This is a genomic window from Blautia sp. DFI.3.45 (genome assembly GCF_020593505.1).
GTDB classification, from domain to species: Bacteria; Bacillota; Clostridia; order Lachnospirales; family Lachnospiraceae; genus Blautia_A; species Blautia_A wexlerae.
Genome location: NZ_JAJDMI010000012.1, coordinates 1 through 26,782, shown reverse-complemented (window position 1 = coordinate 26,782; position 26,782 = coordinate 1). Strand labels below are relative to the sequence as shown.

The window sequence follows — 26,782 nt, the reverse complement described above, 5'->3', positions numbered from 1 at the left end:
CCAAAATTCATTCCAGATTGCCTGCGGCAATAGAATTTTGGCTTGTATGTGAATAGTAACGACAGTAACCCATGAACTGGAAAAAATACATAAAACTGAGTTCCGTAATCTTGTTCTGATTAGGGAAATGTGCTATAATCACCTTATCGTATGACATCGTCCGGCAATATCGGGACGAAAATATTATTGCTCGCTGACAGCAGACGGGAACAGAGTGAGCGATGATAAATAAACTTCAGGACAGCAGGAGGAAAAAAGCATTATGAGTGAAAAGAAATATGTAGCTTATGTGGGCTCTTATACACACGGCTCTTCCAGACAGGGAATCCATGTTTATGATGTTGATGTTGAGAATGGCACTCTTACAGAACGCAGCAGTGTTGAAGTAAGTAATGCATCCCACATGGCTGTTTCAAAGAATGGTAAGTATCTTTATTCTATCGAGGATGAGGGTGTTGCAGTATTTAAACGTGATAAAAATGGTGATCTGTCACGTATCAACAGTGTAAATATTGATGGAATGAGAGGCTGTTTCCTTTCTACAGATGTTGACGGTAAGTATCTTTATGTTGCCGGATATCATGACGGTAAGGTGACTGTTGTACATACTCATAAGGACGGCAGACTTGGAAGCCTGATGGATGGCGTATTCCATACAGGACTCGGAAGTGTTGCAGAGCGTAACTTCCGTCCCCATGTGAACTGTGTTCGTCCGACTCCGGATAATAAATATCTCTGTGCAGTAGATAACGGAATTGATCAGGTGAAGATTTACCGTGTCAACAAATTGCGCAATAAGCTGGAACTGGTAGACATCCTGAGATGTCCGAGAGAGAGCGGCCCGCGTATCATTCGTTTTAGCGATGATGGTAAGTTTGCTTATATTCTCTTTGAACTCAGTAATGAGATCAGGGCTTACAAATATGATGGAAGCGGTAAGGTTCCGGCGTTTGAACTGATCCAGACGATTGAGACAAGTGCGAAGAAGGATGTTCATGATACACATAATGCAGCGTCCGGTCTTTCTCTTGCAAATGATGGCAAGCATCTTTTCTGTACAACAGCAGGTGAGGATACAGTTTCCATGTTTGAGCGTGATGAGGAGACTGGTATGCTGACAAGGAAGTTTACACTTCCGATCAGTGGTGAATATCCGAAAGATCTGGTACTTTTACCGGATGATAAGCATCTGGTGCTGGCTAATCATGCAAGTAATACACTGACTACTTTTACAGTGGATTATGAGAAGAATATTATTGTGATGAACGGCAAGCCGATTAAGATTACAGAGCCAAACTGTATCAGAATCTGGCCGGTTCCGGAAGAATAACAGATTCGTTACATAGAATCAGCAATATAGGCAGATAATAAAATACCTTCATTTGAAACTGAGATCAGCTCAGAATTCAAGTGAAGGTATTTTTGCGTGGATTAATTGGAATTATTTCCGATAAAAATCCCGAACCTTATCCATCTGGGAACTCATATTGACAAAGAGCGCATCCGCCAGTGTGATTGCTGCCATAGATTCTACCACAACCACTGCTCTTGGGACAATGACCGGATCATGTCGGCCATGGATTTCCAGAGAAAGAGGTTCTTTATCTTTGGTTACGGTCTGCTGCGGCTGGCTGATGGATGGGGTTGGCTTGATATGGGCACGAAGTATGATTTCACTGCCGTCACTGATTCCTCCCATGATTCCGCCTGCGTGGTTGGAGGTTTTGATGATTTCACCGTCTTTGACTGTGAATCCATCATTGTCAGTGGAACCGTTTGAGGAAGTCACTGCAATGCCGTCACCGATTTCAACAGCCTTGACTGCACCGATGGACATCAGGGCGTGGGCGAGAAGAGCACTGAGCTTGTCAAAGACAGGCTCGCCAAGTCCGGCAGGTGTTCCGGTAATACGACATTCGATCACGCCGCCTGCACTGTCCTGATTCTTCATACATTCTTCCAGATATTCACCGGCCTTCACTGCTGCCTGTGCGTCCGGCATATAAAATGCATTCTGATGGATTTCTTCTTTATTAAAAGAAGCAATTTCAACAGGTCCGATAGATTTGGTATAGGTGCAGATTGAAATGCCAAGTTCTCCTAATATTTTAGAAGCAATGGCACCTGCTGCAACTCTTCCGATGGTTTCCCGCCCTGAAGAACGTCCGCCGCCTCTGTAGTCGCGGAATCCGTATTTTTGGTCAAAAGTATAATCTGCATGTCCGGGACGATAGGAGTATGCGATATTTCCGTAGTCTCTGGAGCGCTGATCTGTATTTCTTACCATCAGAGAAATTGGAGTTCCGGTGGTTTTGCCCTCAAAGACACCTGAGAGGATTTCTACCAGATCTCCCTCTTTACGGGCGGTGGTGTATCTGCTCTGTCCGGGTTTTCTTCTGTCGAGGAATTTCTGAATGTCCTCTTCACAGAGAGGAAGGCCTGCTGGGCATCCGTCTATCACAGCTCCGAGAGCTTTTCCGTGGGATTCCCCCCAGGTGGTTACCTTAAATTTATTTCCAAATGATGACTGGCTCATATGATTTGTATCCTTTCCTGTTATTGTATTAGAGCGTGTCTGGAAAATCATTCCCGCAATCTGCACGCCCCACTTTGCGGGATATTTCACCTGAATTCAGTTGCTGTAGTTAGAGCGTGTTTGGAAAATCATTCCCGCAATCTGTACGCCCCCACTTTACGGGACTTTTATAAATAAATACTACTTTATTATAGCGAAGTGTAAAAGTTTTGTAAACCGAAAGCATTAGAATTGACAAAAATTCATGTTCAAATTATAATGATGTTTGAGTCTTTGTGAAAATAAAGAGTAAACGTAACTGTTCAGTAATCTCTTGCAGAAACTCTGAATAGTTGCAGATTTATTGTTACTGAGAACAGAGTAAACAGTAACAATCTATTGAGGGGAAATCGAGAAAAAGAAGGGAAGTGTGGATCGTGGTAAGGATTTTTAAGACAATCGATGGCGCTATCCATGAAATACAGGAACCACAGGAGGGCTGTTGGATTGCGCTGACGAATCCTACGGCAACAGAAATTTTTGAAATTTCCGAGCAATTTGGGATAGAGGTGGACGATTTGCGCGCACCTTTGGATGAGGAAGAGCGTTCCCGTATAGAAGTGGAGGACAATTATACCCTTATCCTTGCAGATGTACCTGCGATTGAAGAACGTAACGAGAAGGACTGGTATGTGACCATTCCTCTTGGTATTATCGTGACTCAGAAGATGATCTTTACTGTATGTCTGGAAGATACACAGGTTCTGACAAGATTTATGGAAGGCAGGGTAAGAAACTTTTTTACCTATATGAAAACCAGATTTATTCTGCAGATTTTGTACCGTAATGCCAGCATGTATCTGAGATATCTGCGTATTATAGATAAGAAGAGCGAGCAGATTGAGGAGAAACTTCATCTGTCTACAAGAAATCAGGAACTGATGGAACTTCTGGAACTGGAGAAATCACTGGTATACTTTACCACATCTCTGCGTTCCAATGAGATGGTTCTGGAGAAACTTCTGAAGGTGGAGAGTATCAAGAAATATCCGGAGGATACAGAGCTTCTGGAGGATGTTATCATTGAGAACAAGCAGGCCATTGAGATGGCTAATATTTACAGTGGTATCCTCAGCAGTATGATGGGAACTTTTGCGTCAGTTATTTCCAATAACCTGAACATTGTCATGAAGGTTCTGGCTGTTATTACTATTGTTATGAGTATTCCGACTATTGTTTTCAGTGCGTATGGTATGAACCTGAGTGCTGCGGGAATGCCGTTTTCTAGGACACCATGGGGATTTCTTATCGTTATCATCCTTTCTGTAGTGGCAAGTATCATTGCAGCGATATTTCTTTCCAGGAAGAAGTTTTTCTGATTTTGCAGCTGAACTGAGAGGCAGTTATTCGGTGCAGAATTACGCAGAGAAAGCAGATTGTGGATATCCGCTGTAACGAAAGAACGAATAGCATTTTGTGAGAAAAGGAGATTTATGAAATTTATTGACAAACTGGAACGAAAATTTGGAAATCGCGGGATTGAGAATCTTACGATTTATATTATTGTAAGTTATGTACTGGGATATGCATTGATGTATATTAATCCGGGGGCTCTTTCCATGTTGAGTTTGAATGTCTCTGAAATCCTGCATGGTCAGATATGGAGACTTGTTACATGGATTATTTATCCGCCGAGTACGTCATCTGCTTTATGGTTTGTGATTGCGATATTGTTCTTTTATTATCCGATCAGTGCATCGCTGGAACGTACATGGGGATCATTCAGATTTACTGTATATATTTTATCTGGAATGATTTTTACAGTAATTTCTGCGTTTATTTTGTATTTTATCACAGGTGGAGTGTTAGATGCTTATCTGAATGGATCACAGTTTTCAACGTATTATATCAGTTTATCTATTTTTCTGGCATATGCGCTGACATATCCGGATATGAAGGTTTTACTGTACTTTGTAATCCCGATCAAGATGAAGTGGATGGCGATTGTATATGCTGCTCTTGTGGTATATGATATTGTCAGATATTTTATGGGAGGAGCATGGTTTATGGCACTGCCGATCATCGCATCCTTACTGAACTTTATCATTTTCTTCCTTGGTACAAGAAATCTTAACAGATACAATCCGAAGGAAATCCATCGCAGAAATCAGTTTAAGAGAGCAATGGGAGAAAGTAAGACCGTTCCCTTCCCGGGTGGCAGCAAGTCAGGGGAAGTGACGAAGCACAAATGTGCAGTCTGTGGCCGTACAGAGAAAGATGATCCGAATCTGGAATTCCGTTTCTGTTCTAAATGTAACGGAAACTACGAGTACTGTCAGGATCATTTATATACACATATACACAAGAAGTAAGAGGAGAAAAGATTATTATGAAAAAAGTACCATTTGTCACCCTGGATAAACTTCAGGAAATCACTGCGCAGTTTCCTACACCTTTCCATCTTTATGATGAAAAAGGTATCCGCGAGAATGCAAAGGCAGTGAAAGAAGCATTTGCATGGAATAAGGGCTTCAAAGAATTCTTTGCTGTGAAGGCAACTCCAAATCCATTTCTGATCCAGATCCTTCAGGAGTATGGCTGTGGCTGTGACTGTTCTTCCATGACAGAGCTGATGATGTCCAAAGCAATCGGATGCAAAGAGGGAGATATCATGTTTTCTTCCAATGATACACCGGAAGAAGAATTCAAATATGCAAATGAAATCGGCGGGATCATCAATCTTGATGATATCACACATATCGAGAGCGTAGAAAGAGCCGTAGGATATATTCCGAAGGTGATCAGCTGTCGTTATAATCCGGGCGGAGTGTTTAAGATCAGCAACGATATTATGGACAACCCCGGAGATGCCAAATATGGTATGACAACAGAGCAGATTTTTGAAGCATTCAAGATTCTGAAGGAAAAAGGTGCCGAGGAATTCGGTATCCATGCATTCCTTGCAAGCAATACTGTGACAAATGAGTATTATCCGATGCTGGCGAAAGAGATGTTTGAAATGGCAGTGAAACTTCAGAAAGAGACAGGCGCTCATGTGAAGTTTATCAACCTTTCCGGTGGTGTTGGAATCGCTTACAAACCAGATCAGACTCCGAATGATATCAGAGAGATCGGTGAAGGTGTCCGCAAAGTATACGAAGAAGTACTTGTTCCGGCCGGAATGGGTGATGTTGCAATCTATACAGAGATGGGACGTTTCATGATGGGACCGTATGGCTGCCTGGTAACTAAGGCAATCCATGAGAAGCATACTCATAAAGAATATATTGGGGTGGATGCGTGTGCTGTAAACCTGATGCGTCCGGCAATGTATGGCGCATACCATCATATCACTGTTATGGGAAAAGAAGACCAGCCATGTGATCATATGTATGATGTGACAGGTTCTCTCTGCGAAAACAATGATAAGTTTGCAATTGACCGCTATCTTCCGAAGGTTGATATGGGAGATCTTCTTGTGATCCATGATACAGGAGCTCATGGTTTTGCCATGGGATATAACTACAATGGTAAACTGAAATCTTCTGAGATCCTTCTCCATGAAGATGGAAGTTTCGAGATGATCCGCCGTGCCGAGACACCGAAGGATTATTTCGCAACATTTGACTGCTTCCCGATTTATGAGAAATTACTGGAAGATATGGAATAATGCTGTGATTATTCTGTGATTTACTGTCCTGTGGTATTGACGGGGCAGATAGGACATAAAAATACAAAAAAAGAAAGGTACTGATCTGTGCATGATGCTGGAAGGTTAGTGCCTTTCGTTTTGCATGGAAAAACAGTGATTTCAGAAGAATATACTGTAAAAATTTTGTCTGTTCGGAGGTAGACGTATGATTAAATATGAATATGAAACAGGAATGTGTAAACAGCTGCATTACAATGGTCTGTGGAGTGTACAATATGAAGGTGTTCCCGGACATTTTAAAAAAGTAAAGATGGTCTGTCCCTGCATCAGAGACGAATGTGATCAGAATTGTGAAGTGTTTAAGAACATACCGGAAATAAAAGCAGCAGATCAGGAATGGCATATGAGAGATGAGAGATAGAATAATGGGAGATAAGAAAAAAGAATACAGAGACAAAAGAACAGGCATGCAGACTGTAAGGTCTGTCATATTTGCTATTGTGCTTATAATTACAAGTTTTACCAGTATAATATCTGTGGCAGATAATACTTATGCAGCAGACGAATATCGAGTGCATAAATCTGAGATGGTTGTAAAGACCGGTGCCACTTATACAGTAAAGATCCTGAATCATGATACAAAAGTGAGTCCAAAGAAGTTTAAATGGACCAGCAGTAACTCAAAATGTGTAAAGGTTATAAATGGCAGGATATATGGTTTAAAGCCCGGACAGGCAACGATCACAGCACAGATGAGTGGACTGAAAGTAAACTGCGAGGTTTTTGTCTGTAATAAAACGGAAACAGTTCTTTTTAAGAAATACAAAAAACAGGTGAAAGTAACGGCAGGAAAGACAATTATTTTGGAGCCGCAGAAGTATGGAAAAAGGCTGACTTATACTTCTTCTGATAAAACGGTGGCAACTGTATCAAAGAAAGGAAAAGTTACTGCAAAAAAGGCGGGAAATGTCAAAATCACCAGTGTTTCTTATGGTACTGACAGATATGTATCAGAGATAGAAGTGATCGTCCTGCCGGCAGCGTCAGAAACTCCGGAAATTACGCCTACACTGACGCCGGATGAACCAGCACCATCTGTGACCCCGGAGCCGACGGTAACGGTCACGCCAACTCCGAAAATCACACCTGCACCGGAAGATGAGGAAAAGTTCCGGAAACCCCTGGATGGAGTTACTCATTATATTTTGCACAGAGGTGAACAGACAGAAGCACCTGAGAATTCCGTGCCTGCCTTTGAGATGGCAGGACGCAATGGGGCGGAGTTTGTGGAGACAGATGTGAGAGAGACCGCAGATGGAGTTCTGGTTGTCTCTCATGATGATTCTTTGCTGCGGATGTGCGGGGAGGACAGGCTTATTTCAGAGATGACTTATGAGGAGATAAAGCAGTATCCGATTATAAATGGAAGAAATGCTTCACAGTATCCGGATAATCTTATTCCTACACTGGAACAGTATATTGCATGCTGCAATAAGTACTCTGTGACGCCGGTGATTGAAATAAAGTCAATCCGTACGGAAGAAGCCATGAATTTGTTCATGCAGCTTCTGACTGAATCACAGAAAGAGCCGGTACTCATCTGTTTTCGCATAGAAACACTTGGTAAACTGCGTGAGATGGGATTTACAGGAAAAATGCAGTGGATCCGTACAGTGCGCATGAATGCTTCTATGATACAGCAGTGTAAGAAATATGATCTGGACATAAGTGCAGAGTATAAAAATATCAGTATGAATGATATCAACAATGCTCATCAGAATGGAATCCGCATATCCGTATGGCTTTGCCGGAATGAAGATATGGTAGACATTTTCAGGAAAATGGGTGCGGATTATATCACGTATGAGAAGTGGAATACAGATGAAGTAAAAATACGACAGGATTAGCAGAAAATCAAGGTAGACATTTAGCAGAAAAATAAGTAAAATACAAGATGTAGATATAAATTGTAAGCAGAACAGTAACACAAATGTCGTAAGTATTTAACAGTTCACTATTGCTATAAGAAAGGACTGAATAGTTGTATATATTTTATATACTGCTGAAAAAGAGGAGGAGAGAGTAATGAAAAAAATAGCAGCTATGGTGCTGGCAGGTGTTCTGGCAGCAGTTCCGGTCAGTACGACCGGTGCAGCGGAATTTCAGGATGGAGCAGATACACAGAATTTCATCTTGGCAGCCGGAGAGGAAACTTCAACAGACACAGATGAAAGCAAAGGGGTAAGTGCAAATGACAGTGTCGTTGAAGGACTTGACAAACCTCTGGTTTTCTATCCCAACACTTACTATAAATTTAATGTGACCGGTGCCGGAACGCAGAATACGAATCCTGTTGAGGGAGATGTCAGATGGACACCATTATACTGGAGTCTTTCTCTCAAACCGCAGGAAAGCGATATTCACAGGAAATGGGAAATCGGTTCTGCAAAGGGTATTTATACAAAGGTGGAACGTGCATACAATATATATATCTTTTTCCAGAGAGAAGAATATACAGGAGGTATATGGGAGAAAAACGATATTGTACAACCTGTGAGATATCAGTTCAATGCAGCTCCGTTAACTGAACAGGGTGGAAGCTATAAGTACCTGATAGGTGGAATTGGCTATAAGATTTTAAATGAAAGAGAAGTAAGCGTTACAGGTCTTGCTGCGGAATATAATGTGATACAGATTCCGGCTACAGTTGTGATCAATGATAAAGTTTATAAAGTAACTACAATTGACAAGAATGCCTTCAGCGGGAACAAAGAAATTACAGATGTTATTTTTGGAAATAATGTAACAACGATTGGAAAATATGCGTTCAGCCAGTGCCCGAATCTGCGGAACATAAGATTTGGCAGCAGAGTAAAAAGAATTGGTAGCAACGCATTTGCACAGTGTACAAAACTGCGAAATTTTATACTTCCTGCCAGTGTCAGACATATAGATGCCAGAGCTTTTTACCAGTGCCCGGCAGTCAAAGTGATCAGGATCAACAGTACAGCACTGAACTATGTTGGAAAAAAAGCTTTTGCGGTCAACAAAACCGTAACTATCAGACTTCCTGAGAAGCTGTTTGCCAGATATCAGAAACTGATCAAGGCAAGCAATGTGTATTCTAAAACGAGGTTTGTGAAATATTAAAAAAAACTCAAAAATGCCCTTGCCATTTCGACAAAAACGTGATATGATAATACTCGTTTCAATGCCGGCATGTCGGAATGGCAGACGAGGCAGACTCAAAATCTGTTGTGGGCAACCACGTGTGGGTTCAAGTCCCACTGCCGGCATTAAAAAGTAAGCGAAGCCTTTGTTTGTGAAGGTGTTCGCTTTTTTTATTTGCCGTATTAAACAGTTCAGATAATTCTAAAATCTTTATGAAATTTATCTCGCTTTTCTTGAAAAAGAGATGAATAAGTGATATGGTACATCATAACAAAACGAAATGGAGGAAAAGCCAATGAACCTTGATAATAAAAAGCCTGGCAGAAAACCGCTTTATGTATATTATATCATTGCGGCAGTTATTATCATTCTTCTGAATGTGCTGTTACTTCCTGCAATTGAGGGACGAAAGGTACAGACGACTGATTACAGTACTTTCCTGACAGGAGTAGAGAAGGATTACGTTAAGACAGTAGAAATTCAGGATGATTATATTTATTATGTAGCAGAGAGTGACGGACAGGAGGGTTATTTCAGAACTGTCAAGATGAATGATCCTGACCTTGTAGACCGTTTGCATGATGCAAATGTCAAGTTCGGTGCAGCAGCACCACAGCAGACATCTATCTGGATCAGTCTGATCGCAGGATATGTACTGCCGATTGCCATCTTTATCCTTCTTGGAAGGTGGCTCAGCAAGAAGATGATGAGTTCCATGGGCGGAGGTCCCGGTGGGGCAATGTCATTTGGAAAGAGTAATGCGAAAGTATATGTGAAATCATCTACGGGAATCAAATTCTCAGATGTAGCGGGAGAGGACGAAGCCAAGGATCTTCTGACAGAAATCGTAGATTATCTTCATAACCCGCAGAAATACAGAGAAATCGGTGCATCTATGCCGAAAGGAGCCCTTCTTGTAGGCCCTCCGGGTACAGGTAAAACACTTCTTGCAAAAGCGGTAGCCGGTGAAGCGGAAGTTCCGTTCTTCTCCATTTCCGGTTCTGAATTCGTGGAAATGTTTGTTGGTATGGGCGCTGCCAAGGTGCGTGATCTTTTCAAACAGGCGAATGAGAAAGCTCCATGTATTGTATTTATCGATGAGATCGACACAATTGGCAAGAAACGTGATGGTGCCGGATTTACAGGCGGCAATGATGAGCGCGAGCAGACTCTGAACCAGCTGCTTACAGAGATGGATGGTTTTGACGGCTCCAAAGGTGTTGTGATCCTTGCGGCAACCAACAGACCGGATTCCCTTGATCCCGCACTTCTTCGTCCCGGACGTTTTGACAGACGTATTCCTGTTGAACTTCCGGATTTAAAAGGACGTGAGGAAATCCTTAAAGTCCATGCAAAGAAGATTAAGATTGCAGATTCCGTACGTTTTGATGAGATTGCGAAAGCTGCAGCCGGAGCTTCCGGTGCAGAACTTGCAAATATTGTCAATGAAGCAGCACTTCGTGCAGTACGTGACGGCAGAAAATTTGCCACTCAGGCAGATTTTGAGGAGAGTATCGAGGTAGTTATCGCAGGATATCAGAAGAAGAACAGAGTTCTTTCCAATAAAGAAAAACTGATAGTTGCTTATCATGAAATCGGACATGCGCTGGTTGCAGCAAAGCAGACCGAATCTGCACCGGTCCACAAGATCACTATTATTCCGCGTACATCAGGAGCACTCGGATATACCATGCAGGTGGATGACGGAGATCATTATCTGATGACAAAGGAAGAACTTGCAAATAAGATAGCGACCTTTACAGGCGGTCGTGCCGCTGAGGAACTGATCTTTCACTCTATTACAACCGGAGCATCCAATGATATCGAACAGGCGACTAAGCTTGCAAGAGCAATGATCTCCAGATATGGTATGAGTGAAGACTTCGATATGGTTGCCATGGAGAATGTGACAAATCAGTATCTGGGCGGAGACTCCAGCTTAAGCTGTTCTTTTGAGACACAGACTCTTCTTGATAAGAAGGTTGTGGAGCTTGTCAGGATGGAACACCAGAAAGCACTGAAAATCCTTCAGGACAATATCGGAAAGCTCCATGAACTTGCAAAATATCTGTATGAGCATGAGACAATTACAGGTGAGGAATTTATGAAGATCCTGAATGCACCTGTACAGGTTCCCACTGTAGTGGCAGAATCTGAAAGTAATACAAAGTCTGAGAACAATGCAGAATCCGAAAACAGTACAGAAGCTGATGCAGATACATCTTCCGGGAAAGTGAATTTGCAGAAGTGATATTTTCTCAAGATATACAAGCCAAAAGTCCATTGTCGCAGGCAATCCGGAAAATTGGCTATATCACTGAAAACTGAGTGAACAGCAATGAAAGCAGCAGAGGCGATTTGAGCTTCTGCTGCTTTTTCTTGCCAATTAACTCCGGTTCGGTTATAATTCGTAATAGTGAACGCAGCATCCTGGATGTTTTTTTGGAAGAAAGAAGGGAATGAAGATGGATTGCCAAACTGCAGAAGGAATGGTGAGCAGGTATATTAAACATGATCTTCCGTTAAATGAACTGGAAGAGTTTCTTGATCATGTACAGAATTGTTCTTCCTGTTATGATGAACTGGAGACATATTTTATTGTCCATGAGGTAACACATCAGCTTGATGATGACAGCAGCGATTCGGTTCTGGATTTCAAAAAACTGCTGGAACAGGACATCCGGAAATCCAGAAGATATATCCGCAAGAAGAAAGTCAGCTGGCTTATGTTTGGCGTGAGTATATGCCTTCTGATCGCTACGATTGCGGCAATACTGATTTTTGTAATGATGGAGACAAATTACATTCTATAAAGACACTGGAGGATTTTATGAGCGAAAAAATATTACTGATTGACGGACACAGTATTCTGAACAGAGCTTTTTATGGTCTGCCGGATCTTACAAATTCAGAAGGAAAACACACAGGGGCAGTATATGGTTTCCTGAATATCCTTTTTCGGACGATCGAGGAAGAGAAGCCTCAGTATCTGACGGTGGCATTTGACCTGAAGGCACCGACTTTCCGCCATAAGATGTTTGAAGCATACAAGGGAACACGTAAACCCATGCCTGAAGAACTGAGAGAGCAGGTACCGCTGATTAAAGAAATGCTTACTGCAATGGGTGTGAATGTTGTGACAAAAGAAGGCTACGAAGCGGATGATATACTGGGAACTCTGGCCAGAAAAAGCGAAGCGGCAGGAATGGATGCGACAATCCTTTCCGGTGACAGAGATCTGCTTCAGCTTGCGACAGATAAGGTTATGATCCGTTTGCCAAAGACTGTAAGGGGCAAGACCACCATAGAGGATTATCATGCACAGCAGGTGATCGAGAAATATCAGGTGACACCTCCCCAGATCATTGAGTTAAAGGCTCTGATGGGTGACAGTGCTGACAATATTCCGGGAATCCCGGGAGTAGGTGAGAAGACTGCCACAAAGATTATTGTGGAGTATGGAAGTATTGAGAATGCTCATGAACATTTGGAAGAGCTGAAGCCAAACAGAGCCAGGGAATCAATGAGAGAACATTATGATATGGCGCAGATGAGCAAGGCTCTGGCTACGATCTGTACGGACAGTCCCATAGAGTTTTCGTATGAAAAGGCAAAACTGGGAAATCTTTATACAAAAGAAGCTTTCCTTCTCTGCAGACAGCTGGAATTTAAGAATCTGCTTAACCGTTTTGACTCTGCGGCAGTACAGGAAGATACGCTGGAACAGGAGTTTTTCACATGTGCAGACCTGGCAGGCTGTGAAGCGCTGTTTGCGAAAGCGGAAGCAGGAAAGACAGCGGGTGTTTCTCTGGTTACAGAGAATGGCAGGGTATTTGGTGCAGGACTTGCGCTGAATGAAGAGGAAATTTATTATATTCCTGTAGAAGGGATGATCACAGAAGGTTATCTCTGCGGAAAATTGGAAGGGCTCCTTCATAAAGTATCTGAATCCAACACAGAGAATATTATGAAATCTAATACAGATAATGTGAAGAAGGATCCGGAAAATGAGATATCTGATGTCAATACAGACGGTACTCTGAAATATGATAAAAAATGTGTATGTGCATTGGATGTAAAGGCATTACTCAAGCATATAAAATCTGATGATCCGATGGCTGTATTTGATGCAGGTGTGGCTGCATATCTGCTGAATCCTCTGAAATCCTCCTATACTTACGATGATATGGCAAAGGAATATCTGAATGGTCGTATCCTGCCTGCAAGAGAGGAACTTCTTGGAAAGAAAACAGTGGAAAAAGCATGGGAGGAGAGTGCAGAGGGGCTTACAGCATGGGCCTGCTACATGGCCTATACAGCACTTGCCTGCCGGAAACCCATGTGTGAAGCACTGCGTGATACAGGTATGTGGAATGTATATACACAGATTGAGCTTCCGCTGATCTTTACTCTTGATTCCATGGAAAAATGGGGAATCAGCGTGAAGAGTGAAGAACTGAAAAGCTACGGTGAGAAACTAAGTGTACGTATTGGAGAACTGGAGAAGCAGATCTGGCAGCAGGCAGGGGAAGAGTTTAATATCAATTCTCCGAAACAGATGGGAGTGATCCTGTTTGAAAAGCTTGGCCTTAAGGGTGGAAAGAAAACAAAGACAGGTTATTCCACAGCGGCAGATATTCTGGAAAAGCTTGCACCGGAGTATCCCATTGTAAAGGATATTCTGGAGTACCGTCAGCTTGCGAAACTGAAATCTACTTATGCAGACGGGCTTGTTGGTGAGATCGCAGAGGACGGCAGGATTCATTCTACTTTTAACCAGACAATTACAGCAACAGGAAGGATCAGTAGCACAGAGCCGAATCTTCAGAATATCCCTGTAAGAATGGAGCTTGGAAGACTGATCCGTAAGGTATTTGTTCCGGAAGAGGGATATGTATTTCTGGATGCGGACTATTCCCAGATCGAGCTTCGCGTTCTGGCGCATATGTCAGGGGATGAGAAACTGATCCAGGCATATAAAGAAGCCCAGGATATCCACAGACATACAGCATCAGAGGTATTCCATGTGCCCTTTAATGAGGTGACAGATCTGCAGAGGAGAAATGCCAAGGCAGTAAATTTTGGAATCGTTTATGGGATCAGTTCCTTTGGGCTCAGCCAGGATTTAAGTATCACACGAAAAGAAGCAGCAGAATATATTGAAAGATATTTTGAAACTTATCCAAAGATCAAAGGATTTCTTGACGGACTGGTGGAAGAGGGAAAAGAAAAAGGATATGTGACTACCATGTTTGGCAGACGCAGGCCGATCCCGGAACTGAAATCCGGTAATTTTATGCAGAGGTCTTTTGGGGAGCGAGTAGCCATGAACTCTCCAATACAGGGAACTGCGGCGGATATCATTAAAATTGCAATGAACCGTGTGTACAGACGATTAAAGGATGAGAATCTTAAATCCCGTCTTGTACTTCAGGTACACGATGAACTTCTGATAGAGACCTGTAAAGAGGAAATCCCGCAGGTTTCTGCTATTCTTGAAGAAGAGATGAAAGGTGCCGCAAAGCTTTCCGTAGAACTGGAAGTCGATATGCATCAGGGTAATAACTGGTATGAGGCGAAGTGATGATGATAACAATAGGAATTACCGGCGGAGTGGGTGCCGGAAAAAGTACAGTGCTTGATTTTCTTGAAGAAAAGTATCAGGCGTATGTGATGAAAGCAGATGAGATCGGGCATCTGGTGATGGAGCCGGGGCAGTCCTGTTATGAACCGGTGATTGCACTATTTGGAAGACAAATCATAAAAAATGATAAAACTATTGACCGCAGACAGGTTTCGGATGTAGTATTTTCACATCCAGAGCTTCTGGAGAAATTAAACCAGATCATCCATCCGGCTGTGAAACAGTACATCAGAGAGCAGTTAGCTGTAAAGAAACAGCAGGGACAGAAGATATGTGTGGTGGAAGCTGCACTCCTTCTGGAAGATCATTATCAGGAGTTTTGCGATACGATATGGTATATTCATACGGATGAAGAGATCCGTATCAGGAGACTGATGGAGAACCGCGGTTATACAAGAGAGAAATCAGTCAGTATCATTGCCAGTCAGGCACCGGAGACTTTTTTTCGGGAAAATGCAGACTATGTTGTGGTAAATAACGGAGATTTTGCACAGACCAGACGGCAGATTGAGGAAGGAATCAGAAAATATGAGACTTTGTAGCATTGCCAGCGGAAGCAGCGGAAACTGTATTTATGTGGGCTCAGATAATACCCATCTTCTGGTGGATGTAGGCATCAGCGGAAAAAGAGTAGAACAGGGATTGAATTCTCTGGAATTGACAGGAAAAGATATTGATGGTATCTTGATTACACATGAACATTCGGATCATATCAAAGGTCTGGGCGTGATCGCAAGGAAACATCAGATACCGGTTTATGCGACAGAAGGAACTGTGGAAGCTTTATCTCACATGAATCTTGGAAAAATGCCGGAAGGGATTTTTCGTGAGATACACGAAGATGAGCCTTTTGAGATTAATGATCTGACAGTGAATCCTTTTACGATCCCTCATGATGCTGCACAGCCCGTAGGATACCGGGTAGAGTGTGGAGAGCATTCTGTGGGGATTGCTACAGACCTTGGAAAATATAATGAGTACATAGTCGGTAATCTGCAGAATCTGGATGCGCTTCTTCTGGAAGCAAACCATGATATCCGTATGCTGCAGGTTGGAAAATATCCCTATTATCTGAAACAGAGAATCCTTGGAGACAGGGGACATCTTTCCAATGAAAATGCAGGCAGGCTTTTATGCAGGCTGCTGCATGACAATATGAAAGGGATTTTCCTTGGACATCTGAGCAGGGAAAATAACTATGAGGAACTGGCATATGAAACCGTCTGTTCAGAAGTAACCTTAGGTGACAACCCTTATAAGTCGCGTGATTTCAGAATTCAGGTGGCACAGAGGGATTGCATATCAGAAGTAATTACAGTGTAGAAAGGACAAAGAACTTATGAAAAAGACAATCATCACAGTAGTAGGAAACGATACCGTAGGAATTATTGCAAAGGTTTGTACTTATCTTGCAGACAATAATGTAAACATTCTTGATATCTCCCAGACCATCGTACAGGGATATTTCAACATGATGATGGTAACAGATGCCAGCAAATGTGAGAAAGACAACGGAGTTCTTGCCAAAGAACTGGAAGCCCTTGGAGATAAGATCGGTGTAGTGATCCGCTGCCAGCATGAAGATATCTTCAATGTAATGCACAGAATCTGAGAAAATCTAAGCAGGTAAGCCACTGAGGGACTTTCCTGTATCAGATTGCCTGAAAAATGCTGAGAGAACATACAAGGGAGAAAAACAAAATGATCAATATTTTTGAAGTAAATGAAACGAATAAAATGATCGAGCAGGAGAATCTGGATGTGCGTACCATTACTATGGGTATCAGCCTTCTGGACTGTATTGACAGTGATCTTGCTGTTTTAAATGAGAAAATCTATAAAAAGATCACAACCTGTGCAAAGGATCTGGTATCTACAGGTGAGGCTATTTCCGGTGAATATGGAATTCCGATCGTAAATAAAAGAATTTCCGTAACTCCGATCGCATTGATTGGCGGAGCTGCATGTAAGACAAAGGAAGATTTTGTAACTATTGCAGAAACTCTGGATAAGGCTGCCAAGGTGGTAGGCGTAAACTTTATCGGCGGTTATTCTGCACTGGTAAGCAAGGGAATGACTCCTGCTGAGAGACTTCTGATCGAATCTATCCCACAGGCTATGGCGAAGACAGAGCGTGTCTGCAGTTCTGTAAATGTTGGATCTACACGTACAGGTATCAATATGGATGCTGTTAAGCTGATGGGTGAGATCGTTCTGGAAACAGCGAAAGCTACCAAAGATCAGGATTCCCTGGGATGTGCGAAGCTGGTTGTATTCTGTAATGCACCGGATGATAACCCGTTTATGGCAGGTGCTTTCCATGGTGTGACAGAAGCAGACACTATCATTAACGTTGGTGTCAGCGGACCTGGCGTTGTTAAGACTGCGCTGGAACAGGTAAGAGGTAAGGATTTTGAAACTCTTTGTGAGATGATCAAGCGTACTGCCTTCAAGGTAACACGTGTTGGTCAGCTGGTAGCACAGGAGGCTTCCAGACGTCTTGGTGTTAAGTTTGGTATCGTGGATCTGTCTCTGGCTCCTACTCCTGCAATTGGTGACAGTGTTGCTGAGATCCTTGAGGAGATTGGTCTGGAGCATGCAGGTGCACCGGGCACAACAGCAGCGCTTGCTCTGTTAAATGACCAGGTTAAGAAGGGTGGAGTTATGGCTTCTACAGCAGTTGGTGGTTTGAGTGGTGCATTTATTCCGGTCAGCGAGGATCAGGGTATGATCGATGCGGTGAATGCAGGGGCACTGACTCTTGAGAAGCTGGAAGCTATGACTTGTGTATGTTCTGTAGGTCTTGATATGATTGCAATTCCCGGAGATACGAAGGCTTCTACGATTGCGGGTATTATTGCGGATGAGTCTGCAATTGGTATGGTGAACCAGAAGACTACGGCGGTTCGTCTGATCCCGGTAATTGGTAAGGGGGTTGGCGAAGTGGTTGAGTTCGGTGGACTGCTTGGTTATGCACCGATCATGCCGGTGAACCAGTTCTCCTGTGATGCGTTTGTGCAGCGTGGCGGAAGGATTCCGGCACCGATCCATAGCTTTAAAAACTGATAAAAAAGGCCAGAAACTTCGGAAAAGGGGAGTTTCTGGCTCTTTTTATGTTCAAGAGGGACGCGGGGCGGAAAATATTTTATCTGGGGTGCGGTTTCGGAGCCTAAGATATTCTAAGCCGCCAGAAATCTGCTAAAAGCATGAGCCGTCTTGTCAAACTCGCTCCGTTGCAAACTTCGCTCAGACAGTGAGGCAGACGGCTCATAACGCAGATTTCTGGTGACTAAGAATATCTAAGACTCCTGCAAATGCACCCCAGACAAAATATTTTCCGCCCCGCTGGTAGCTGGTTTTAAGCTATGATGGATTGGATTGTTTGTATTATTTTATGGAATTACTATAAATAAAAGAAATGTCCTGCTTTAAAGGGATTCCAGTATATGCAGAAGTCGGGTGTTGTCTTCGGGGTGCATGATGCAGAAGCGGATGTATTCGCCGTCCAGGCATTCGAAAGAGGAGCAGTCGCGGATCATGAGACCCTGGTGGATGCAGGCGTCGAAGACGTCTTGGGAGGTCAGGCCGGGCTTCTGGATTTTCAGGAGGAGAAAGTTGGCGTAGGCCGGGTAGGTTTTGTAAGTGGGGATATTCTCCAGTGCTTTGAGCAGGCGGGTGCGTTCTGAGAGAATGAGGTCCCGGGTCTGGCGGATGTAGGTTTTATCCTGGAGCATCAGCTCGCCGGCCAGGGCTCCCAGACTGTTGAGAGACCATGGTACCTGTTTTTCTTTCATTTTTTTGAGAAATTCCAGGTTCCCGGTGATTCCGTAGCCAAGACGCATACCTGGGGCTGCGTAAAATTTTGATACGCCGCGCAGAATCATAAGGTTCGTGAATTCTCTGGTAAGGCTGACAGCAGTGATCTCATTGATATCCGGGGCAAATTCTACATAAGTTTCGTCGATCATCACGAAAATGTTCCGCTCATTGCAGAAGGAAACGATTCTGCGCAGGTCATTTATGCTAATTGCAGATGAGGTAGGATTATTTGGGTTGCAGAGGATGAGAAAATCGTATTTTCCATCCAGAGTCCGGCAAAAGTCATCTACATCGAGAACAAAGTTATCCTCTTCGCGCAGGTGGTAGTATTCCTGAGTGCTTCCGGAGAAGGAGAGTTCCCTGGAGTATTCTGAATAGGTCGGACCCAGGATAAGGGTATGCTTTGGATTTCGTTCCTGTATCAGCAGTGCGATCAGTTCGCTGGAACCATTTCCGGGCAGGATGAATTCAGCAGGAATATTACAATACTCTGAAATTGTGCTGCGAAGTGAAGTATAATCTCTGTCTGGATAAGAAGACAGGATATCCAGCCGTCCTGCAAGCTGTTCCTTTACATGCTCGGAAAGCCCCAGCGGATTTACATTAGCCCCAAACTTCACAATTTCCTCCGGCTTAAGCTGATAGACCTCACATATTTTCTCAATATCACTCCCATGAAAAATCATTTTTGCTGTTGACATATAATATCCCTCATTTCTATATAATCTAATCTATATAAACTTAAAATCACTACATAGCAGATCACAGATCTTTTCTGAACATTATTTTAACACTTATCACATCGTTCTGTAAACATCACTGTCTACATATTGCTATCCTGAAATATACAGGTCCCAATATCATTGCAGCAGGCATTTGATAGAAGGCAAGTCCCCACTCACTGCTTATTGCTTTTCGCAACCACCGCAGGGGATTTACTTGATTCGATTAAATAAGTCTCCTGCGGTGGTGCAGAAAGCAAGCAATTCGGCATGCTGTCGAAAATGGAATATATGTCAATTTGCCAGTACACAGCGAAGGAATGGGAAGGGATTTCGGGCGCATTTGAGGGTTCATAGTAATTCTTGGTATTTGGGAAGCTGCGTTATTCAAAAAAATCTCACTGTCTGAGCGAAGCGAGTTTGAGATTTTTTTGAATGCTTTTAGCAACTTACCAAATGCCTTAGAATTACATGGTTCCGAAACTAAGCCCGAAATCCCTTCCCATTCCTTCGCGTCCCTTTTGGAAAAAAATAAAAAATAAACCTCTTGACATATCTGCATTAGCGTGGTAAAGTAAACACATCAAAACCGATGAGAAAGAAGAGTAAACAACCAAGAATCATTCCAGAGAACAGCAGTTGGTGGGAAGCTGTATGAAACTGATTGTTGAATGGCCTTTCGAGGGCGGCCCGAAATCTTGATAAGCGTGAGAGTAGGCACCGACGGGAACCGAACCCGTTATAAATCAGGAGTGTATGTTTGTACATGAGAAAGTGGACGATTCGTCAATTTGAGTGGTACCGCGATAATAAGATTCTTATTACCGTCTCAAGCAACAGATAGCTTGTGGCGGATTTTTTTATATATAAAGAGAATCTGTTATATGGCACCCCCTGTAATGCAGGAAAATCTGCTGATGGCAGGTGGGTATCACAGCAGTTGACACATCCGGGAAAAAGAGGAATCCGGGGAGTTCTTTCTCACAGACAGTAACAAGGGATTGACAAACATCCCTGAGACTATGGCAGTTAAAAAACCATGAACTGCTAAATAAGATGTAGAGAGAGGAAAAAAGACTATGAAAAAAAGAGTATTAGCAATCGCAGCAGCAATGGCAACTATGATGATGGCATCACCGGTTATGGCACAGGATTTCAAGATCGGTATCTGCAATTATGTAGATGACGCTTCCTTGAATCAGATCGTAGACAACATCCAGTCCCGTCTGGAAGAAATCGGCAAGGAAAAAGACGTAAATTTTGATGTGTCCTATGATAACTGTAATGCAGATGCCAATGTTATGGAACAGATCATTTCTGATTTTCAGGCTGATAATGTAGATTTGATGGTAGGTATTGCAACACCTGTAGCAATGCGTATGCAGTCCGCAACAGAAGGAACCGATACACCGGTTGTATTTTCCGCAGTGTCTGATCCTGTAGGAAGCGGCCTTGTAGAGGATCTGGATGCACCTGGAGCCAACATTACAGGTACAAGCGATTATCTGGATACAGCATCCATCATGAAACTGATCCAGGCAGTGAACCCGGATGTAAAGAAAATCGGACTTTTATACGATATCGGACAGGATTCTTCTACAACAGCCATCCAGGAAGCCAAGGATTATCTGGATAAAGAAGGCATCGAATATGTAGAGCGTACAGGTACCACAACAGATGAGGTACAGCTTGCAGCAGATGCACTGGTGGCAGATGGCGTAGATGCAGTATTCACACCAACTGACAACACAATTATGACAGCAGAGCTTTCTATCTATGAGAAATTCATTGATGCAGGTATCCCACAGTATACAGGAGCTGACTCCTTTGCACTAAACGGTGCATTTGTCGGATACGGTGTTGATTATGCAAACCTTGGACAGAAGACAGCAGATATGATCGCAGACATCCTTATGAATGATGCAGATCCTGCAACAACACCTGTTGAAACTTTTGATAATGGTACTGCAACAGTAAACACAGAAACCTGCGAGGGACTTGGACTTGATCTTGAAACTGTTAAAAAAGATTTCGAGCCGTTATGCACACAGGTAAATGAGATCGTTACAGCAGAGAGCTTTGATGATGTAGAGAAATAATAAGGATATTCGGACAGCATTTTGAATAAATTCAGAAGTTCTGGGTTTATGGAATCCATTGTGCCGGTTGAAAAGACTGATATATTTTCTGGATTAAAATGAACAGCAGCAGATATTTTCTGTTGCTGTTCATTGAATGTAATAAAATAAATACAAATTGGAGGAAATCATCGTGACTATTGCGACTATACTCTCTCTTGGAGAGACCGCACTGAAACTTGGCCTGATCTGTTCATTGACAGTTCTTGCCCTGTTTCTCAGTTATTCCATGCTGAATGTCTGTGACCTTTCCACTGATGGCTGTTTCACACTGGGAGCAGCAGTGGGAGCGGCAGTGGCAGTCAGCGGACATCCTTTTTTATCAATTTTTGCAGCCATGGCTGCAGGTATATGCTCGGGCTTTGTGACAGCCATACTTCAGACAAAGCTGGGTGTTGACAGTCTTCTTGCAGGAATTATCGTTAATACGGCTCTTTATTCTGTGAATATTGCAGTGATGGGAGGTTCCTCCCTGATCAATATGAACAGAACAGAGACGGTATTTTCCATGATGAAAGAAACATTGAAAAGTACACCGCTGAAAGGAAGAGGAGATATTGTAGTTGCTTTCATTGCAGTAGCCATTGTGATTGTCTTCCTTGTATTTTTCTTAAGGACAAGACTTGGTCTGGCAATCAGGGCAACAGGAAATAATGCAGATATGGTAAAATCCTCATCTATTAATCCGGTATTTACTACGATTGTAGGTCTCTGTGTTGCCAACTCCTTCACAGCACTTTCCGGATGTCTTCTGTCTCAGTCACAGAAATCTGTAGATATCAATATCGGACAGGGAATGGTTACCATCGCGCTGGCTTCCCTGCTGATCGGTGGTACGATTCTTGGCAGAGGTGGAATTTTCGTGAGAGCTGTTGGCATGGTACTTGGATCTTTTATTTTCCGTCTGGTATATACCGTTGCACTGAGATTCAATATGCCGGCATTTATGCTGAAACTGGTATCTTCTGTGATCGTTGTGCTGGCTATTTCAGGTCCATATTTGAAAAAACAGTGGCCGCAGATTAAGAGAAGAATGACTCACAGGAAGGGAGTACAGTGATTTATGCTGAAGATTGAACATATTTCCAAGACTTTTAATCCGGGTACGGTAAACGAGAAACAGGCCATCAGAGATTTATCCCTGAATCTGGAGAAGGGCGATTTTGCAACGATCATCGGTTCCAATGGAGCTGGTAAATCCACTCTGTTTAATGCAATCTGTGGAGATTTTCTTACAGATTCCGGTGTGATCATGCTGGATGGACAGGACATTACTTTTATGCCCCAGCATGTACGTGCAAAGACCATCGGTCGCCTGTATCAGGATCCTATGAGGGGAACTGCACCTGGAATGACTATAGAAGAGAATCTGGCACTTGCAGCAGGGAAAGGCGGATGGCTTTCCCATGTGTCCAGACAGGAGAAAGAACGATTCCATGAAGAACTGAAGCTTCTGGATATCGGACTTGAGAAGCGTATGACTCAGCCGGTAGGACTTCTTTCCGGCGGACAGAGACAGGCGCTGACACTTCTCATGGCAACCATGAATCCGCCCAAGCTTCTGCTTCTGGATGAGCATACAGCAGCCCTTGACCCGGGCACAGCAGAGAAGGTACTGAATCTTACGAAACGAATTGTAGAGGAACATCAGCTTACCTGTCTGATGATCACCCACAATATGCAGTCGGCCCTTGATCTGGGAAATCGTATTCTGATGATGGATTCCGGAGATATTGTGCTGGATATCCATGAAGAAGAAAAGAAAGGCCTGACAGTGGAAGGTCTTCTGGAGAAGTTTAAGACAGGTGCCGGTAAGATGCTGGATAATGACCGTATTCTTCTTTCCGGAGAAAAGTAATTATAAAAATAACATATAATTGTAAATGAAAGAACCATTATATACAGAAGTTATAGTTGTTGCCTGAAGCATACAGCCATGTTTTCTGATATAATGGTTCTTTTTGTCTGGTAGCGACTCTATTGCCTGCTGTAATCTACAGAAGGCTCCTGCTCTGGTTTGAGTGTGATAAGCTTGCTTCCGACCACTGCTGCAATGAAAATCCAGATAAACATTTTAACCGGGAAGCAGAGGAAGAGAAGCATAGTTACTGCCAGTGGCTTTTTCATGATTCCACCCAGAAGTGACGCAGTAACGATTGCAGCTCCAAATACCACATGTCCCTCGTCTGGCCCGCAGGTCAGCATTGCCACGCCGTATCCCATACATACTCCGGCAAAGATGACAGGGAAGAAATGCCCTCCCTTTAAACCGAACTGAATACACAGATTTGTCAGCAGGAGCTTAAAAAATGCAATGCCAATAAGTGCCAGCGGCAGATAAGAGGTATAGGTTTTCATAAGTGTTCCCATCTGCTCTTCTCCGGAAAACATAAGTACAGGTAAGAATGAACCTGTGATTCCAAGACATAAACCTGCAAAAATTTCTCTGACAACTGCCGGGAATCTGTTGGAAATATTTCCGGTCAGCTTGTGTGTTGCCTGATAGAAGTATGCCAGGATAAGACCGCACAAAATATACAGAATCATAAGCAGATAGTCTTTTCTCTGGATTTCCACCATATCAAAGGATGGAAATCCGGAAAGCCCTGCACCAAAAAGTGCAGATAAACCTGCATAAATACCAGTGCCTGCAGCCAGCGCGATTCCGTAAATAAATAATTTGGAACCCTTTGTTAAGGCTGCAAGGTCTTCTTCAGAGTTTTCTTCTACTTCGAAAATACCGAACAGAGGTGCGTGAAACAGCATACTCATGGAGACTGCGGCACCAATCTGCGAATAATTTCTGGTATTCTGTTTGGCAAACTTAAGGTTGTCTCCGGCCCAGTAGCATAAACCTACGATAATACCGGTAAGTCCGGCTTCGGGACCTACACTGCTTCCTATGAGTAATGGCAGCAGTGCTGCCACCATCATTACAAGCATGTTTTTGTATTCGTATCTTTTTTCTGCTCTGACTTTTTCCATAACGGTTTCAAGATTTTCGGGATAGTCTCCGAATATTTTTCGGAAAATACCGATAATTGCCGCACCGGCTACACAGATAAGAATCGTATAATAGGGAACAGAGGTTTTTCCGGGAAGCCATTTCCATAGAAATTCAGTTCCGACTGCCATTATTTTCAGCAGGATCCATACCAGTGCACCGGCAACAGCACCAATGAGTGCACAGAACAGCCACAATTCAAGCTGATTTTTTAAAGATACGTTTTTGGGGCTTTTTGTGTTATTCATATAGCCATAACCTTTTTGTCAACTTTCTGCCTTTCCGAAATTAATTCCAAGTACGATCATGTTGATACCCTGCATTAAAACAGAAAATGCGATCATATATCCTGCAGAGATCATGGTAAGTACAGGGTGGGTAAATGATACGATACTGACAATGACAGATAAAATACCACAGATAATGCTCAGGATTCCTTTTCCCTTAGAGGTGCTGTATGTCTTTATGCCGCCGACAATCTGGAAAATACCATAGATCAGGATGACAGCACCGACCATATAAGCTGCCATTACATCTGTAATGAATCTCTGGATACCGCTGAAAAGTAAAACAAGACCTGCAAGTCCTTCGAGAACACCGAGGATACATGCGCCGATTTCTTTCTTTTCTTTAGATAAAGAGAGAGCTACAAGTTCAATACCATTTACAAACAGAAGGATTCCCAGGATCCAACCGATAGAGAGAAAGGTTCTCATTGGTCTTACAAGAGTATAGATGCCTAATAATACAGTTAAAATTCCTGTGATCAGGATGATGATTTTTAACGTTTTGTTGTCTTTCATACGAGGATTCTCCTTTATATGTCACAAAGCTTTTGTGTTGCAAGTGAAACCGTTTTATACTATACTTCAATTAATTTCAGATAATAGATTATTTCATTGGAGGACAGGTGTATGAAAAGAATTAAAGTATTAGGCAGTGTATTAAAACGGACTCGCGCAGATAAAATTATCATTGGTTTTATTGTGTTTATTTTTGCTATCGCAGCAGTGATTCAGCTGGTGGAACCGGACATTAACCGATACGGAGATGCGCTGTGGTATTGCTATGCGGTGATCTCCACTGCCGGATTTGGCGATGTGGTTGCGGTTACTTTTATTGGAAAAATGTGTTCCGTTCTTCTGACGATCTATTCGCTTTTTGTAGTTGCCATTGCCACCGGGGTAGTGGTTAATTTCTACACCCAGATGGTGGAATTGCAGCGAAAAGAGACACTTGCCATGTTTATGGATCAGCTGGAAAGACTTCCTGAGCTTTCCAGAGAAGAGCTGGAGAATATTTCCAGAAAAGTGCGCCAGTTTCGGTAGCTGTGGATCTTACTGATCTTTGGAAGAAAGTTCTTCTTCCTGCTTGCTGCGTACCTGCGGGATCAGAGAAGCTGCCAGCTTTCCTTTTCCGCGGTTTCGCAGATACAGAATACCGATGATAGAAAATACGACTGCGCCGATAAAGTTTACGATCAAATCTTTCATGGTATCAACAATACCAATATCAAGATAGCCTCCCAGATTCCAGGTCTCGCCGTTAACGGCCAGGGACTGAACATCTACATGGATCGGAACATTTGCACCGGTAGGATTCAGCTTCACAGAGTTGATGGCCGGTACGATCCAGTCCTTCTGCATATCCATTCCAAAAAACCAGTCCATGCTGAATTCAAAGAATTCCCACATAACACCAACAGTCATTGAAAAACAGAATGCAAAAAAAGCTACAAAATACGGTGACATTTTAATGGAAAACCTGTCGCTGCGGTTAAAAAGATCAATCAGTGCAAATCCGATGGCAGCCATCAGAAAACCGTTAGTAGTATGTAAAATGGTATCCCAGATAGGGATTTTTACATAAAAGGCATTGATTTCGCCAAGAATTTCTGCTGAAAAGATAAAGATCAGAATCACTGTTTCCAGTCCCGGTGGTATTGTGACGTTCAGTTTCCTGTCCAGAAACTGGGGAACCATAAAAAGGATCAATGTCAAGATTCCCAGAAACATATTGTGGTAATTTCCCAGGAAAAACTGACGTACAACAGATAAGATTACTAGAGCGTGTCTGAAAAATAAAAATTGCACAAAACGCATGTTTTATTTCCCTTT

At 42.8% G+C, this 26,782-nt stretch carries 23 protein-coding genes, 1 tRNA gene, 2 pseudogenes and 1 other annotated feature; of the genes and pseudogenes, 20 read left to right on the top strand and 6 right to left on the bottom strand.

What is annotated here, in order from left to right:
* Positions 1-262: 262 nt before the first annotated feature.
* Positions 263-1,330, top strand: a complete 1,068-nt coding sequence (locus LJE09_RS06285) for a lactonase family protein (RefSeq protein ID WP_008704751.1) — start codon at positions 263-265, stop codon at positions 1,328-1,330.
* Positions 1,331-1,441: 111 nt separating this feature from the next.
* Here LJE09_RS06285 and aroC read toward each other — a convergent pair whose 3' ends face one another.
* On the bottom strand, positions 1,442-2,536 hold the full coding sequence (aroC, locus tag LJE09_RS06280; protein ID WP_118571067.1) for a chorismate synthase: 1,095 nt from the start codon (positions 2,534-2,536) through the stop codon (positions 1,442-1,444).
* Between aroC and LJE09_RS19130 the strand changes: the two are divergent.
* A pseudogene (locus tag LJE09_RS19130) lies at positions 2,537-2,641 on the top strand (DUF6783 domain-containing protein); the annotation flags it as partial.
* Here LJE09_RS19130 and LJE09_RS19125 read toward each other — a convergent pair.
* A pseudogene (locus tag LJE09_RS19125) lies at positions 2,633-2,686 on the bottom strand (DUF6783 domain-containing protein); the annotation flags it as partial. The pseudogenes LJE09_RS19130 and LJE09_RS19125 overlap by 9 nt on opposite strands.
* A gap of 266 nt (positions 2,687-2,952) precedes the next feature.
* Here LJE09_RS19125 and LJE09_RS06275 point away from each other — a divergent pair.
* The 14 genes from LJE09_RS06275 to LJE09_RS06210 all read left to right on the top strand — a co-directional run bounded on the left by LJE09_RS06275 (position 2,953) and on the right by LJE09_RS06210 (position 18,048).
* Entirely contained in the window at positions 2,953-3,894 is a 942-nt protein-coding gene (locus tag LJE09_RS06275; RefSeq protein WP_020993736.1) for a magnesium transporter CorA family protein, read from the top strand.
* 114 nt (positions 3,895-4,008) lie between these two features.
* Positions 4,009-4,887 (top strand): hypothetical protein, encoded by an 879-nt coding sequence (locus tag LJE09_RS06270; protein WP_022381481.1) that lies wholly within the window; start codon positions 4,009-4,011, stop codon positions 4,885-4,887.
* 17 nt (positions 4,888-4,904) lie between these two features.
* Positions 4,905-6,185 carry a diaminopimelate decarboxylase gene (locus LJE09_RS06265; protein ID WP_008704744.1) on the top strand — a complete coding sequence of 427 codons (1,281 nt, stop codon included), beginning with the start codon at positions 4,905-4,907 and terminating at the stop codon, positions 6,183-6,185.
* A gap of 187 nt (positions 6,186-6,372) precedes the next feature.
* Positions 6,373-6,588, top strand: coding sequence for a hypothetical protein (locus tag LJE09_RS06260; RefSeq protein WP_020993737.1), 216 nt, complete (start codon positions 6,373-6,375; stop codon positions 6,586-6,588).
* A 4-nt stretch (positions 6,589-6,592) separates the two neighbouring features.
* On the top strand, positions 6,593-8,074 hold the full coding sequence (locus LJE09_RS06255; RefSeq protein WP_227311058.1) for a glycerophosphodiester phosphodiesterase family protein: 1,482 nt from the start codon (positions 6,593-6,595) through the stop codon (positions 8,072-8,074).
* Positions 8,075-8,252: 178 nt separating this feature from the next.
* A complete protein-coding gene (locus tag LJE09_RS06250) occupies positions 8,253-9,317 on the top strand; it encodes a leucine-rich repeat domain-containing protein (protein WP_227311057.1) in 1,065 nt (354 codons plus the stop codon).
* 63 nt (positions 9,318-9,380) lie between these two features.
* Positions 9,381-9,463 (top strand) — tRNA-Leu (locus tag LJE09_RS06245).
* A gap of 170 nt (positions 9,464-9,633) precedes the next feature.
* Positions 9,634-11,589, top strand: a complete 1,956-nt coding sequence (gene ftsH, locus LJE09_RS06240; protein WP_055053421.1) for an ATP-dependent zinc metalloprotease FtsH — start codon at positions 9,634-9,636, stop codon at positions 11,587-11,589.
* 214 nt (positions 11,590-11,803) lie between these two features.
* Entirely contained in the window at positions 11,804-12,151 is a 348-nt protein-coding gene (locus LJE09_RS06235) for a zf-HC2 domain-containing protein (RefSeq protein ID WP_008704734.1), read from the top strand.
* Between the two features lie 17 nt (positions 12,152-12,168).
* On the top strand, positions 12,169-14,922 hold the full coding sequence (gene polA, locus LJE09_RS06230; protein WP_227311056.1) for a DNA polymerase I: 2,754 nt from the start codon (positions 12,169-12,171) through the stop codon (positions 14,920-14,922).
* Complete coding sequence (gene coaE / locus LJE09_RS06225; protein WP_306797798.1) at positions 14,922-15,524, top strand: dephospho-CoA kinase; 603 nt, start codon at positions 14,922-14,924, stop codon at positions 15,522-15,524. The genes polA and coaE overlap by 1 nt, the downstream gene beginning before the upstream one ends.
* Positions 15,511-16,305: an MBL fold metallo-hydrolase gene (locus LJE09_RS06220; protein ID WP_008704729.1), complete on the top strand. Its 795-nt coding sequence runs from the start codon at positions 15,511-15,513 to the stop codon at positions 16,303-16,305. The genes coaE and LJE09_RS06220 overlap by 14 nt, the downstream gene beginning before the upstream one ends.
* Before the next feature lie 16 nt (positions 16,306-16,321).
* Positions 16,322-16,594 carry an ACT domain-containing protein gene (locus LJE09_RS06215; protein WP_008704728.1) on the top strand — a complete coding sequence of 91 codons (273 nt, stop codon included), beginning with the start codon at positions 16,322-16,324 and terminating at the stop codon, positions 16,592-16,594.
* An 89-nt stretch (positions 16,595-16,683) separates the two neighbouring features.
* Positions 16,684-18,048, top strand: a complete 1,365-nt coding sequence (locus LJE09_RS06210) for a PFL family protein (RefSeq protein ID WP_008704727.1) — start codon at positions 16,684-16,686, stop codon at positions 18,046-18,048.
* 362 nt (positions 18,049-18,410) lie between these two features.
* Here the strand turns inward: LJE09_RS06210 and LJE09_RS06205 are convergent, their stop codons facing one another.
* Complete coding sequence (locus LJE09_RS06205; RefSeq protein ID WP_227311055.1) at positions 18,411-19,502, bottom strand: pyridoxal phosphate-dependent aminotransferase; 1,092 nt, start codon at positions 19,500-19,502, stop codon at positions 18,411-18,413.
* Positions 19,503-20,106: 604 nt separating this feature from the next.
* Positions 20,107-20,358 (top strand) — a binding site (T-box leader).
* Positions 20,359-20,602: 244 nt separating this feature from the next.
* Here LJE09_RS06205 and LJE09_RS06200 point away from each other — a divergent pair.
* The 3 genes from LJE09_RS06200 to LJE09_RS06190 all read left to right on the top strand — a co-directional run bounded on the left by LJE09_RS06200 (position 20,603) and on the right by LJE09_RS06190 (position 23,519).
* Positions 20,603-21,622: an ABC transporter substrate-binding protein gene (locus LJE09_RS06200; RefSeq protein ID WP_173681354.1), complete on the top strand. Its 1,020-nt coding sequence runs from the start codon at positions 20,603-20,605 to the stop codon at positions 21,620-21,622.
* Between the two features lie 172 nt (positions 21,623-21,794).
* On the top strand, positions 21,795-22,721 hold the full coding sequence (locus LJE09_RS06195; protein WP_008704724.1) for an ABC transporter permease: 927 nt from the start codon (positions 21,795-21,797) through the stop codon (positions 22,719-22,721).
* A gap of 3 nt (positions 22,722-22,724) precedes the next feature.
* Entirely contained in the window at positions 22,725-23,519 is a 795-nt protein-coding gene (locus tag LJE09_RS06190) for an ABC transporter ATP-binding protein (RefSeq protein WP_022380585.1), read from the top strand.
* Between the two features lie 119 nt (positions 23,520-23,638).
* On the opposite strand, the gene LJE09_RS06185 is transcribed toward LJE09_RS06190, so the two are convergent.
* Positions 23,639-24,913, bottom strand: a complete 1,275-nt coding sequence (locus tag LJE09_RS06185; protein WP_227311054.1) for a chloride channel protein — start codon at positions 24,911-24,913, stop codon at positions 23,639-23,641.
* A gap of 18 nt (positions 24,914-24,931) precedes the next feature.
* Positions 24,932-25,468, bottom strand: coding sequence for an HdeD family acid-resistance protein (locus tag LJE09_RS06180; RefSeq protein WP_082433221.1), 537 nt, complete (start codon positions 25,466-25,468; stop codon positions 24,932-24,934).
* A 111-nt stretch (positions 25,469-25,579) separates the two neighbouring features.
* On the opposite strand from LJE09_RS06180, the gene LJE09_RS06175 reads away from it, so the two are divergent.
* Entirely contained in the window at positions 25,580-25,993 is a 414-nt protein-coding gene (locus tag LJE09_RS06175; RefSeq protein WP_008704717.1) for a potassium channel family protein, read from the top strand.
* A gap of 9 nt (positions 25,994-26,002) precedes the next feature.
* Here LJE09_RS06175 and LJE09_RS06170 read toward each other — a convergent pair whose 3' ends face one another.
* Positions 26,003-26,680 (bottom strand): hypothetical protein, encoded by a 678-nt coding sequence (locus tag LJE09_RS06170; RefSeq protein WP_227311053.1) that lies wholly within the window; start codon positions 26,678-26,680, stop codon positions 26,003-26,005.
* Positions 26,681-26,782 lie beyond the last annotated feature (102 nt).